The organism is uncultured Flavobacterium sp. (assembly GCF_963975515.1).
Lineage (GTDB): Bacteria > Bacteroidota > Bacteroidia > Flavobacteriales > Flavobacteriaceae > Flavobacterium.
This window is the reverse complement of the sequence record NZ_CAXBGY010000006.1, coordinates 33,087-46,229: the sequence shown is the minus strand read 5'-3', so window position 1 is coordinate 46,229 and position 13,143 is coordinate 33,087. Positions and strand designations below refer to the sequence as shown.

Here is a 13,143-nt window from a genome sequence, read left to right as displayed (position 1 = left end):
AAAAAGTCAAAAAAAAGCCCTATTTTTGCTAAAATTATAACAAAAACATTAAAAAAAGTTACAATGTCAACAATAGCACAACAATTCGGAATGGTAGAAGCTCTTGAGAAATTAGGAGTAAAAGCCATTAACGAAGGAACCTCAACAGGAAACGAATGGTTTTCAAACGGAGAAATCATTGAAAGTTATTCACCAGTTGATGGTCAATTAATAGGAAAAGTAAAAACAACAACTGCAGCAGATTACGAAAGAGTAATGCAAAGCGCAACAGCTGCTTTCAAAACATTTAGAGCAATGCCAGCTCCACAAAGAGGAGAAATTGTTCGTCAATTTGGAAACAAATTAAGAGAATTAAAAGAACCCTTAGGAAAATTAGTTTCTTATGAAATGGGTAAATCTTTACAAGAAGGTTACGGAGAAGTTCAAGAAATGATTGATATCTGTGATTTTGCTGTAGGATTATCTCGTCAATTAAACGGGCAAACTATTCCTTCAGAACGTCCTGGTCACGTAATGAGAGAGCAATGGCATTCAATTGGTGTTGTTGGAATCATTTCTGCATTCAACTTTCCAGTAGCAGTTTGGGCTTGGAACACAGCTTTAGCTTGGATTTGTGGTGACGTTTGTGTTTGGAAAGGTTCTGAAAAAGCTCCTTTATGTACAATCGCTTGTCAAAACATTATAGCTGAAGTTTTAAAAGAAAACAACTTACCAGAAGGTATTTCTTGTATCATCAACGGTGATTATAAAGTTGGTGAAATGATGACTACTGATACTAGAGTTCCATTAATTTCTGCAACTGGTTCAACTCGCATGGGAAGAATTGTTGGTGCAAAAGTTGCGGAACGTTTTGGTAAATCATTATTAGAGTTAGGTGGAAATAATGCAATTATCATTACTCCAACTGCTGACTTAAAAGTAGTTGTTCCTGGTGCTGTATTTGGTGCTGTTGGAACTGCTGGACAAAGATGTACTTCTACAAGAAGATTAATTATACACGAATCAGTTTACGATAAAGTAAGAGATGCAATTGTTGGTGCTTATGGTCAATTGACTATTGGAAATCCATTGGATCAAAAAAATCATATTGGACCACTTATCGATAAAGAATCTGTAAATACATATTTGGCTGCTATTGAATCAGCTAAAGCTGAAGGTGGAAAAGTATTAGTGGAAGGTGGAGTTCTTTCTGGTGAAGGATACGAATCTGGATGTTATGTAAAACCAGCTATTATTGAAGCAGAAAATTCATTTAAAATTGTACAGCACGAAACATTTGCTCCAGTTTTATATTTAATGAAATATTCTGGTGAAGTTGAAAACGCTATTGAAGTTCAAAATGGTGTGGCTCAAGGATTATCATCAGCAATTATGACTAATGAAATGAAAGAAGCAGAAAAATTCTTATCATTTGCAGGATCTGATTGTGGAATTGCTAATGTAAACATCGGAACTTCTGGTGCTGAAATTGGTGGTGCATTTGGTGGTGAAAAAGAAACTGGTGGTGGACGTGAGTCTGGTTCTGATGCTTGGAAAGTGTACATGAGAAGACAAACTAACACAGTTAACTATTCTGATGAATTGCCTTTAGCACAAGGAATTAAATTTGATTTATAAGATAAGTATTAAGATTTTAGTATTAATTATTAAGACTTGTTTAAATATATAAACCCTTCAAAACATTACGTTTTGAAGGGTTTATTTTTTAATCTTTTGTATATTGTATTAAAACTTCATTTTTATCATCTTTTAAAAATAAAGTTCCATTTTTAAGAAGTTCGTAATTCCAACCAAAGGGTTCGTTTTCTATTTTGAAAATTTTTACTCCTTTATGTTTTTTAAGCATAATTAACTTCTGAATTTTATTATTTTGTTTGATGTAAATATTATTATCAGACATTTTCACAAACTCAAAAGATTCATCAAGAATTTCATTTTTAAAACTTTGCAAAGACCATTTTCCAATACTTTTTATTTCTTTTAGCGTGTATAATTGCTTTTGATAATTATAAGATTCGATTAAAGCTGTAACAATATCATTAGTTTTTATCTGATTTAATTTTTTTCTTAAATCAGGATACATTTCTTCTTTTTCTTTTTGATTTAAAGTGTAATTATAAAAACCTAAAGAAACACATTCAAGTTGATAAGCCGGAAAAATTCCTCCAAAAGTATCTATCATTCCTCCAACCCTTTTACATTTTTCAAGAATAGTCCAAAACACAATACTACTTTTACTAATATTATTATGACTTAAATTTAAAATTGGCACTAAGTTGTTTGATTTATATACTTTATCTCCATGAACTTCAAAAAGTAATGCAGTTCTAACCATTAAACTCGAAGAAATAGAGTCTGCTTTTTTATGGTCCCTCGTGTTTACAAGAATATTTTGATCAATTTCAAGTAGTTGATTCCAATAATTTTCAAATTTAATGTCAGAATCTAAGTTGCCGATTTCAGTTTTATATTTATCTATTTCTATTTGTGAAAAACTTAAGTTTAAAGAAATGAAAAATAAAAGAATAAATATTTTTTTCATATATTAAATTTGTAAAATTACATTACAAAAAACCCTGCAATTAAAAAATTGCAGGGTTTTTTTTTTAAAGAAAAGCAAACTATCGCTGCAAGTTTTTAGCTTCAATACTCATAGTCGCATGAGGAACTAATTTTAAACGTTCTTTAGCGATTAACTTTCCAGTTACTCTGCAAATTCCATACGTTTTATTTTCTACACGGAAAAGTGCGTTCTTTAAGTCGCGAAGAAATTTTTCTTGACGAATTGCCAATTGCGAATTTGCTTCTTTAGACATGGTTTCACTTCCTTCTTCAAATGCTTTAAATGTTGGTGATGTATCATCTGTTCCGTTATTTAAGTCATTCATATAAGCACTTTTTATCAAATCTAAATCTGATTGTGCTTTCTCGATTTTCTTTATAATTAATTCTTTGAATTCAGCTAAATCTGCGTCTGAAAATCTCATTTTTTCTTCGGTCATCATATTATATTATTTTGAGATTAATATTGTGGTTTTAATATCATCAAATTCAATTTCTGTACCATTTTTTACTTGATCTACAAAAACCAAACTTTCTGTTAATGTTTCTGATTTGATATATTCTTCGTTATTGGTAATCGCTTCCTCTAAAATTCCATTCTTTTGCAATTGAACCTTTATCTTATCGGTCACTTCAAAACCACTGTCTTTTCTTATGTTTTGAATTCTGTTTACTAACTCTCTTGCTATTCCTTCATTTTTCAATTCTTCATTGATTGTAATGTCTAGAGCCACTGTGATACCATTAGAACTAGCAACCAACCAACCCGGAATATCTTGAGAAGTTATTTCTACATCTTCTAATGATAAATTTATGCTTTTTCCAGCAATTTCTATCATCAAGCTTCCTTTAGCGTCAATTTCATTAATCTGTTCTTTTGTAAAAGACTGTATCTCTTTAGAAATCAGACCCATATCTTTTCCAAAACGTGGTCCTAACGCTTTAAAGTTTGGCTTAATTTGCTTAACTAAAACACCTGAAGCATCATCTAAAAGTAAGATTTCTTTTACGTTTACTTCAGCCATAATTAGGTCTGATACGGCTTCAATTTCAGCTTTTTGAGAAGCGTCAAGTATTGGTATCATTACCTTTTGCAAAGGTTGACGTACTTTAATCATTTCCTTTTTACGCAACGATAATACAAGTGAAGAAACCGTTTGCGCTTTCAACATTTTGCTTTCCAACGATTTATCAACATATTTTTCAACATATTCTGGAAACTTTGCCAAATGTACACTGTCAAAGTTTTCTGAACTTGTTGTTTGCGTTAAATCTCTGTAAAGTTTATCCATAAAGAAAGGAGCAATTGGCGCACTTAATTTAGAAACTGTTACTAAACAAGTATATAATGTTTGATAAGCTGCTATTTTATCTGTTCCATATTCCCCTTTCCAGAACCTTCTTCTGCATAAACGAACGTACCAGTTACTTAGGTTTTCTTGAACGAAATCAGAAATTGCTCTTGCCGCTTTTGTCGGTTCATAATCTGAATAGAAACTATCAACATCTTTTATTAAAGTATTTAATTCTGATAAAACCCAACGGTCAATTTCTGGTCTTTCCTCTAAAGGAATTTCAGCTTCAGAATATGTAAATCCATCAATATTAGCATATAAACTAAAGAATGAATACGTGTTATATAAAGTTCCGAAGAATTTTCTACGAACCTCAGCAACACCTTCTATGTCAAATTTTAAATTATCCCACGGATTTGCATTGGCAATCATATACCAACGTGTTGCATCTGGTCCAAATTCAGCAATTGTTTCAAATGGATCTGTTGCATTCCCAAGACGTTTAGACATTTTTTGTCCTTCTTTATCAAGAACTAAGCCGTTTGAAACTACATTTTTATAAGCCACTTTATCAAAAACTAAAGTACCAATTGCATGTAAAGTATAAAACCATCCACGCGTTTGGTCGACACCTTCTGCAATAAAATCAGCTGGAAAATCTTCATTTCCGTCAATTTTTTCTTTATTTTCAAAAGGATAATGCCATTGTGCGTAAGGCATTGAACCTGAATCAAACCAAACATCAATTAAATCACTTTCGCGTTTCATTGGTTTACCTGATGCAGAAACTAACACAATTTCGTCAACCACATTTTTATGTAAATCAACTAAATCATAGTTTTCTTCAGCCATATTTCCAGCTTCAAAACCTTTAAAAGGATTCTCTTTTTGGAAACCAGCTGCGATTGATTTTTCAATTTCGTTATATAATTCTTCAATTGAACCAACTAATATTTCTTCTGTTCCTTCTTCATTTCTCCAAATTGGCAAAGGAATACCCCAATATCTTGAACGTGATAAATTCCAGTCATTAGCATTTTTTAACCAATTTCCGAAACGACCTTCACCAGTAGCTTTTGGCTTCCAGTTGATGGTTTCGTTTAAGTCGAACATTCTATCCTTAACCTCAGTTATTTTTATAAACCAAGAATCTAATGGATAATATAAAATTGGTTTGTCTGTTCTCCAGCAATGTGGGTAACTGTGAACATATTTTTCAACCTTAAAGGCTTTGTTTTCTTCTTTTAATTGGATAGCGATTTCTACATCTGCAGAACGTTCTGGAGCTTCACCATCGTTGTAGTATTCGTTTTTAACATATTTACCAGAGTAATCACCTAGACCTTGAATGAATCTTCCTTGTAAATCTACTAAAGGCACTAAATTATCATTAGCATCTTTAACTAACATTGGTGGAATTTCTGGAGAAGCTTCTTTTGCTACTTTAGCATCATCTGCTCCAAAAGTTGGTGCTGTATGAACAATTCCTGTTCCGTCTTCCGTTGTAACGAAATCACCAGAAATTATTCTGAATGCATTTTCAGGATTATCATTTGGTAAAGCTAAAGGCATTAATTGCTCATAACGAATTCCAACTAAATCTGCTCCTTTGAACTCTGTTAAGACTTTAAATGGAATTTTTTTATCACCTTCTTTAAAGTTTTCAAAATCAGCTGCTTCAGTACTTTCAAAAAACCCTTTTGTGAATTGTTTACCCACTAAATTCTTAGCTAAAACAACTTTAGTGCGTTGAAAAGTATATTGATTGAAAGTGTCAACTAAAACATAATCGATTTTTGGCCCAACAGTTAATGCTGTGTTTGAAGGTAAAGTCCAAGGAGTTGTTGTCCAAGCTAAAACATGAACATCTCCAAATCCTGTTAAGAAATCTGGTAACGATTCGTTAATAGCTTTAAATTGAGCTACAACAGTTGTATCAGTAACATCTCTATAACTACCTGGTTGATTAACTTCGTGAGAAGACAAACCTGTTCCTGCTTTTGGAGAATAAGGCTGAATAGTATATCCTTTGTACATCAAATCTTTATTATAGATTTGCTTCAACAACCACCAAACGGTCTCCATGTACTTCGATTTGTAGGTAACATACGGATCTTCCATGTCTACCCAGTAACCCATTTTTTCGGTAAGGTCATTCCAAACATCAGTATAACGCATAACTGTTTTCTTACACGCTTCGTTATATTCTGACACAGAAATTGTTTTTCCGATATCTTCTTTAGTAATTCCTAGTTCTTTTTCAGTTCCCAATTCAACCGGTAAACCGTGAGTATCCCAACCAGCTTTACGCTTAACTTGAAATCCTTTTTGTGTTTTATAGCGACAAAAAATATCTTTAATTGCACGAGCCATTACGTGATGAATACCAGGCAATCCGTTTGCAGAAGGAGGTCCTTCAAAAAACACGAATGGTTGGTTTCCTTCACGAGAAGTTACAGATTGTTCAAATATCTTGTTTTCTTTCCAAAATTTAAGGGTTTCTGATGCTACAGTTGGCAAGTCAAGTCCTTTATATTCAGTAAATTTTGTGTTCATTTTATCGTTTTCTTAAATCAATTTGCGAAAGTAAGGAATATAAGTAAAATAGGCAATAGGGAAAAGGGAATTGAAAAAGTTAGATTTTATGAAAAAACCTCTTTTAAAACATCCAAAGATTTAGGTTTTTTGAAGCCGTCTAAGTGAACTGCATAATAATCAAGAAGAATTTTGAGTACTAATTGTCTTTCTATAGATGCAAAATTATTCTGAATATCATCGAATTTTAAATCAATTAATCTGTTTAGCAAACTAGTTTCATGTTTTGACAAACAACTTGTTCCTTGAAACAGTGAAAAAACTCCGTCAATTGTTTCAAAATAAGGTAATTCTCTTTCTGAAATATCTGGATAGAAGCCTAAATATTTTGTCATTTCTAACAATAAAATTAGATGAAAATTTGAAATTTCATCATGTGTATCTAACCATTGAAAAGCCGTTTCTAAAAAAGAGAATAAATTTTCGTTTTTTTCTTCTTCTTTAATACTATGGTGCAAAACTTCTGACAGAAAAATCACAATTGTACTCTTAAAAATATTAGTATTTATGGTTTGATAAGGGAAAGCTAATTTTATTTCTTTAAAGTGTTCTAAAGTCCCTTTATTCTTATGATTTGCTTCAATCTCAAGAATGTTTAGCGGTTGAAAATAAGCAATTTTCTGATTATTTTTTTGAGAAGAAAATGCATTTCTAACGAAATAAGACTTTAAACCATCAGTTTGCGTAAAGCACTTAACAATAAGGCTTTTCTCTTGAAACTTTAAGACAGAAAGAACAATAGCTTTAGTTTTAACTTGCATTTAAATGGCTTTTTTGATACCTAGCTAAAAATCTTTTCTCAACAAAAAACCATGAAAAAATTGCAAAGATAAAAGTTAATACTAGCACGAAAAATCCCATTAAAAAAGGGTTATATTTCTCAAATAAATCATATTGTTTAAAAATTTGAATAATTGGAAAGTGATAAATATACAAACCATATGTAAAGTCTCCATATCTACCAAAATTGTTTAATATTGGGATACTATAAGCAGAAACAATTATTATAACTCCAAGAGAAATTGGATAAAATATATTTAAAGTAACATTAATTTTATATGTTAAGAGCATTGCAAGAACTGCAAAACATAAATAAAGCCATTTTCTTTGAAACAGTTTTTCGTAATACAAGAATAAAAAAATACCTGAACAAAAATATGATAAATATCCAGGGAATTGTTTTGCAAGTAAGGGTTTGTTAAAGTGGAAGTCGAAAAGATACCAATATAAAAAAGACAATAAATACAATACGACTAATACTAATAGTGCTCTTTTAACTTTAAAAATAATTAAAAAAATCAAAGGCAAAAACAAATAAAAGCCTTCTTCTACTTTTAATGTCCAAAGTGAGCCATTTACAGCACACATTAAATTATTATTAAAAACATTGGGCAAACATGGGTGCATAAAATTCATAAATATTGAATTCCATCCTATGTATTTATAAAAATCGATATTTAAAAAATAATTACTAAAGCTTAAGTTACTGGCAAAAAAGAGAGCTATAGCCGCAAAAAAGACGACAAATAAGTAAGCTGGTAAAATTCTTTTAACTCTTTTAATAAAATACATTTTTAATGTAGCTGTATTTACGTAACTTTTAGCAACTAAAAAACCGCTAATTATAAAAAACCCTTTTACGGCTAGATTTGCATTAAACATTCTACCCAAAAAGCTTAAACTTTCATTTTGAGAAAGAACAGCTAAGTGATATAGTACTATTTGAGAAGCAAGAAAAAATCGTAAAAAATCAAAACAATTTGTTTGCTCAATTTGTTTGTTATTTAAACTATTAATCATCTTACTATCATAACTTTTTTAACTTTCGTTTCAATTCCGTCTTCTGCAGAAATAAATATCATATAAACTCCAGATGCAACTTTATATTTCCCAAAAGCAGTTGTGTCCCATTCTATAGTTCCACCTACAGAAGTTGTCTCGTGCACTAAATTACCTTCTATGTCAGTAATTTTAATATTTGCCTTATCAATTAATCCGCTAATTTTAACTGTTCCATTAAAATTTGGACGTACAGGATTTGGGTATACATAAACATTAGATAAATCATCACTTGCTTTAGTATTAACTCCTAAAAAAGAAATTAAACCCTTATCGGTAGCCATAAACACTTCACCTGTTGCAGCATCAATCTCAATATCTAAAATATTATTACTTGGTAACGGAGAATTTGCTTTTGTAAAACGATATATGGTTTGTTGTCCATTGGGGGAAATAAGAAAAACTCCAGCACCAGCAATTGAAACCCATTTATTATTTGCTCCATCTACAGCGATATCTATTATTGATTGTTGATAGAAAAGTTCTTGGGCAAGTCCGTCTTCTTCAATTATTATAGCATTAGTGGTTAATTCTGTTTCATTAATAAAACGATCCACTGAAGGCAATACACGCAATCCTCTATAGGTTCCAATCCACAATTGATTTCTGTTGTCTAAGGCAAGGCATCTTACATCAAAACTAGGTAAGTTACCCTCGTCTTCCCCTTCACCTTTTATTATAATAAATTTATTGTTGTAATTTTCATTAAAACCTATTAAACCATTTGCTCGATAAGATGGAATCCATTTTGTATCGTTTTTATCAATAACAATTCTAGAATATCTCTCATAATAAGGTTCAATCAAAACATTTGTAAAATCATAAGATTGCCATTGGCCATTTGCCTTTAACACTTTTAACCCTTTATAGACTAATGAATTTGTCATCCATAAGTTGCCTTTTTTATCAAAAGCAGGTCCATTAATTGCAACTAAAGTAAAATTAGGAATTACTGGTTGCCATTGTTGACTTTCTAATCCATTTGGAGCTGTATTAATATGGTCATAAAGTTCTATGTTTTCGTTATTTATTTTTAAAAGTCCTTTTTGAAAAGAACTAACATAAACTTCATTTTCATTATTAGGATTGGCAACAATATCGGTTAGTGCCTGTGCGTCAAATAAATTTTCAGATGGAATTTTACTCCAGCCATTTTCTTTAGAATATTTACTAATACTTTCTAATAAATAGTTGGTTTGATATGTAATATTATAACCTCCATATGTAGCCCATAAATTATTTGACGTTTTTTTTATCCTAAAAATATAATTTTGAACGGGTCCATTTGGTGAAAGGGATTCAAAATTCAATGGGTTTGATAATTGCGTTTGAAAAAGTCCATTCTTTTCAGTTCCAATAAACAAATTATCGTTAATAGTAACAGCACAAGTAAATAAATTAATATCATCAGGGATTTGTGTAATATGAGCAATTGTTGAGAACAAAATATCTAATACATAAACATGATTATTGCAAGTAATTATTAGGTTATCATTATTTGAAATAAATTTTATTCCTTGTTGTGGTAATGAATAAACTTGTTGAAAATTAGTTCCATTATATTTATATACAAATTGATTGGTATTTAAAGCAACCAACTGGTTGTTAAAATTTGTTATTCCTCTCCAAAATCCAGAATCAAATGTTTGCCACTGATTAAAATCTATTAGGTTTGGATTTGCAACTAATGCTTTTTTTATTCCTTGACTTGAAGTAACTGCATAGATATCTCCATTATAAACTGTAGTTTGCAATATCGGTAAATCTTCCCCTGAAGAACCTATATAATAAGTATCTTCAAATTCTAAATTATTTAATTTTAAAACTGTTATTCCATAATTTGTGGAAATGTATACTTTATCTTCAAACTCATAAAAATGATTAATAGCCTTCATGTTTGGAGGAACAGGCACCTCATTAATTATATCTACTTTGTTTATGATTGTACCATCATCTCTTGTGACAATTAGTAACCCATTGTCATTTCCTGTTAATGTTAAGCTATAGTTTTGACTATAGTAAACAGATGTAATTGTTTCTGGTTTAAAACCATCAATTGAGTTTTTTATATCTAAATCTCCTGTATTTATTTTTTTTGAAAAAAGAGCATTTTCTGTAGCGGCTACTACTTTGGAAGAGCCGTAAGAAATATCTATAATCGCATTGTAAGAATAGTAACCTTTCCAAAGCTGATTAGTTTGTGAAAAAGAGACAATCGAAAATAAAAGTAATAAAAGTGTTTTTCTCATTTGAATTATTTGAAGCAAATATAATACAAACGTTTATATTTAAGATTTATGATAAAAAAAGCCCTTCAAATTGAAGAGCTTTTAAAATTTATTTAAAAAAGTAAATTACACTACACCTTGAGCAAGCATAGCATCAGCAACTTTTACGAAACCTGCAATATTTGCACCTTTTACATAGTCAACATAACCTGTAGAATCAGTACCATATTTTACACATGCTTCATGTATATCAGACATAATTCTTTTTAATTTTTCATCTACCTCTTCACTTGTCCAAGCTAAACGTAAAGAGTTTTGAGACATTTCTAAACCTGAAGTTGCTACACCACCAGCATTAGAAGCTTTTCCTGGAGCAAATAATATTTTTGCTTTATGGAATACTTCAATTGCTTCTGGAGTTGAAGGCATATTTGCTCCTTCAGCCACACAGATACATCCGTTTGCAACTAAAGCTTTTGCTTCTTCTTCATTTAATTCGTTTTGAGTAGCGCAAGGTAATGCAACATCACATTTAACTTCCCATGGGCGTTTTCCTTCAACAAATTTTGCATTAGGATATTTTTTTACATATTCTGAGATTCTTGAAAAATCAACATTTTTAATTTGCATGATGTGTGCTAATCTTTCAGCATCAATTCCGTCTGCATCATAAATATATCCAGATGAATCAGAAGCAGTAACAACTTTTGCTCCTAATTCAGTTGCTTTTTGCATTGCATATTGCGCTACATTTCCTGAGCCAGAAACTACAACCGTTTTACCTTTAAAGCTATCTCCTTTAGTTGCTAACATGCTTTGAGCGAAATAAACATCACCATAACCTGTAGCTTCTGGACGTATTAATGAACCTCCAAAAGAAATTCCTTTACCTGTTAATACACCTGTAAATTCATTTCTTAATCTTTTGTATTGACCAAACATAAAACCAACTTCTCTACCACCTACACCAATATCTCCAGCAGGAACGTCTGTATTTGCACCAATATGTTTAGACAATTCAGTCATAAACGCTTGACAGAAACGCATAATTTCGTTTTCAGATTTTCCTTTTGGATCAAAATCAGCTCCACCTTTTCCACCACCCATTGGTAATGTTGTTAAACTATTTTTAAAAGTTTGTTCAAAAGCTAAAAATTTTAGTATGCTTAAATTAACTGAAGGATGGAAACGAATTCCTCCTTTATATGGTCCAATAGCAGAATTCATTTGAATTCTATATCCTCTGTTTACTTGTGTTTTTCCTGAATCGTCAGTCCAAACAACTCTAAACATAATAATTCTTTCAGATTCAACCATACGCTCTAAGAGCATTTTGTTTTGGTATTTTTTATTTTCTTCAATAAAAGGGATAACTGTTTCTGCTACCTCTTTAACAGCCTGCATAAATTCAGGCTCATTTGGGTTTCTTTTAGCAACCGCATCAATAAATGATAAAATATTTGCACTCATAATAGTGTGATTTTTATTATAAAAAACGTTTTCGTAATCGTTGACAAATATACATTTTATTGTAATATTAATATTCAAGTTTTAATAATTATCACTAAAATTTAACTGCTTTTTAGCAATTTAACATGAATTTTAATTAGACAGATTATCATTTGTTTAAATTTTGACTCTTTTTTAGGTCTTTTTTAGGTTATATTTTTTAATGTGAATATTGTTTTTATATATTTGTGGTTCAAAGAAATAAAACCCAAATGTTGAAAAAATTTATTGTTCCGTTTTTTTTCGTTCTATTCATAGGTGCAGAATCACATGCACAGTTTGGTAGGACATATCAAGAAGTTGGAATTATGGCTGGTCCTGTGTTTTTTAAATCGGATTATGGTGAACGTGGTGATTTTGAAAATTTTTCAAAAAATAGTGGATTATCTGTCGGTGTTTTTTATTATTTTTCTTTTATTGAAGATTTCAAAAGTTTAAGAGAAAACTTTAAACTTAGATTAGATGCATCTTACATGAAAGCTGATTTAGAGCATTATGGCAAATATGTGGATCCTGCTAAAACAAGTTTGTTTGCTGATCAATTAAGAGCTATGAATGGCTCTACAAGTACTATAAATCTTGGACTACAAATGGAATTTTATCCATGGAAAACTGATGATTACAACAGGGGAACTACTTTCTCTCCATACGTAAGTTTAGGAGGTCAAATGGGATATTACACCTCTAAAGTGAAGTCAGATTTAGGCCCTTTAGGAACTCCTTTGACTACTCCTGCTAAATACTCTAGTGGAACGAGAAACGAAAGTCGTCCTGTTGCTTCTCTAACGTCAAGTGTTGGTGTTAGATATAGATTAGACGATTATAATTCTTTAATATTTGATTCTAGATTACAATATTATACTTCTGATTGGGTTGATGGATTAAATCCTGATAGAAGTACATATAAAGAGAACGAAACAAATGATTATTCATTGACTTTTAGTTTTGGATATGTTTATTATTTCAATTAAAATTTCCTATATTTAATATACATTAAGCTCTGTTTTCAGAGCTTTTTTTATGGGTAAATACTTCTCTAAGTAAAGACGAAATAAAGTCGTAAAACCATAAAAAACCATCTTGAATGTACAATTAAAAACTTATCTGTACATTAA

Annotated in this window: 9 protein-coding genes; 2 read left to right on the top strand and 7 right to left on the bottom strand. The window is 30.7% G+C overall.

Annotation, left to right across the window (positions count from 1 at the left end; genetic code table 11):
- The first annotated feature begins 63 nt into the window (after nucleotides 1-63).
- Complete coding sequence (locus AAC008_RS08440) at nucleotides 64-1,617, top strand: aldehyde dehydrogenase family protein (protein ID WP_339888730.1); 1,554 nt, start codon at nucleotides 64-66, stop codon at nucleotides 1,615-1,617.
- Nucleotides 1,618-1,705: 88 nt separating this feature from the next.
- Here the strand turns inward: AAC008_RS08440 and AAC008_RS08435 are convergent, their stop codons facing one another.
- The 7 genes from AAC008_RS08435 to gdhA all read right to left on the bottom strand — a co-directional run bounded on the left by AAC008_RS08435 (nucleotide 1,706) and on the right by gdhA (nucleotide 11,989).
- Nucleotides 1,706-2,542, bottom strand: a complete 837-nt coding sequence (locus tag AAC008_RS08435) for a hypothetical protein (RefSeq protein WP_339888729.1) — start codon at nucleotides 2,540-2,542, stop codon at nucleotides 1,706-1,708.
- Between the two features lie 79 nt (nucleotides 2,543-2,621).
- Nucleotides 2,622-3,002, bottom strand: a complete 381-nt coding sequence (locus tag AAC008_RS08430) for a TraR/DksA C4-type zinc finger protein (protein WP_339888873.1) — start codon at nucleotides 3,000-3,002, stop codon at nucleotides 2,622-2,624.
- A 9-nt stretch (nucleotides 3,003-3,011) separates the two neighbouring features.
- Nucleotides 3,012-6,413 carry an isoleucine--tRNA ligase gene (gene ileS / locus AAC008_RS08425; protein ID WP_339888728.1) on the bottom strand — a complete coding sequence of 1,134 codons (3,402 nt, stop codon included), beginning with the start codon at nucleotides 6,411-6,413 and terminating at the stop codon, nucleotides 3,012-3,014.
- 86 nt (nucleotides 6,414-6,499) lie between these two features.
- A complete protein-coding gene (gene recO / locus AAC008_RS08420) occupies nucleotides 6,500-7,213 on the bottom strand; it encodes a DNA repair protein RecO (RefSeq protein ID WP_339888727.1) in 714 nt (237 codons plus the stop codon).
- Complete coding sequence (locus tag AAC008_RS08415) at nucleotides 7,203-8,252, bottom strand: acyltransferase (RefSeq protein WP_339888725.1); 1,050 nt, start codon at nucleotides 8,250-8,252, stop codon at nucleotides 7,203-7,205. The genes recO and AAC008_RS08415 overlap by 11 nt, the downstream gene beginning before the upstream one ends.
- Nucleotides 8,249-10,540 carry a T9SS type A sorting domain-containing protein gene (locus AAC008_RS08410; protein WP_339888724.1) on the bottom strand — a complete coding sequence of 764 codons (2,292 nt, stop codon included), beginning with the start codon at nucleotides 10,538-10,540 and terminating at the stop codon, nucleotides 8,249-8,251. The genes AAC008_RS08415 and AAC008_RS08410 overlap by 4 nt, the downstream gene beginning before the upstream one ends.
- Before the next feature lie 105 nt (nucleotides 10,541-10,645).
- Complete coding sequence (gene gdhA / locus AAC008_RS08405; protein ID WP_339888723.1) at nucleotides 10,646-11,989, bottom strand: NADP-specific glutamate dehydrogenase; 1,344 nt, start codon at nucleotides 11,987-11,989, stop codon at nucleotides 10,646-10,648.
- 251 nt (nucleotides 11,990-12,240) lie between these two features.
- Here gdhA and AAC008_RS08400 point away from each other — a divergent pair, with 251 nt between their 5' ends.
- Nucleotides 12,241-12,999 carry a glutamate dehydrogenase gene (locus tag AAC008_RS08400; protein WP_339888721.1) on the top strand — a complete coding sequence of 253 codons (759 nt, stop codon included), beginning with the start codon at nucleotides 12,241-12,243 and terminating at the stop codon, nucleotides 12,997-12,999.
- The last annotated feature ends 144 nt before the right edge of the window (nucleotides 13,000-13,143 follow it).

Excerpts from the sequence above, each read along its gene's own strand:
- AAC008_RS08440 (WP_339888730.1), top strand. The coding sequence starts at position 64 with ATGTCAACAATAGCACAACAATTCGGAATGGTAGAAGCTCTTGAGAAA.
- AAC008_RS08435 (WP_339888729.1), bottom strand. The coding sequence starts at position 2,542 with ATGAAAAAAATATTTATTCTTTTATTTTTCATTTCTTTAAACTTAAGT.
- AAC008_RS08430 (WP_339888873.1), bottom strand. The coding sequence starts at position 3,002 with ATGACCGAAGAAAAAATGAGATTTTCAGACGCAGATTTAGCTGAATTC.
- ileS (WP_339888728.1), bottom strand. The coding sequence starts at position 6,413 with ATGAACACAAAATTTACTGAATATAAAGGACTTGACTTGCCAACTGTA.
- recO (WP_339888727.1), bottom strand. The coding sequence starts at position 7,213 with ATGCAAGTTAAAACTAAAGCTATTGTTCTTTCTGTCTTAAAGTTTCAA.
- AAC008_RS08415 (WP_339888725.1), bottom strand. The coding sequence starts at position 8,252 with ATGATTAATAGTTTAAATAACAAACAAATTGAGCAAACAAATTGTTTT.
- AAC008_RS08410 (WP_339888724.1), bottom strand. The coding sequence starts at position 10,540 with ATGAGAAAAACACTTTTATTACTTTTATTTTCGATTGTCTCTTTTTCA.
- gdhA (WP_339888723.1), bottom strand. The coding sequence starts at position 11,989 with ATGAGTGCAAATATTTTATCATTTATTGATGCGGTTGCTAAAAGAAAC.
- AAC008_RS08400 (WP_339888721.1), top strand. The coding sequence starts at position 12,241 with ATGTTGAAAAAATTTATTGTTCCGTTTTTTTTCGTTCTATTCATAGGT.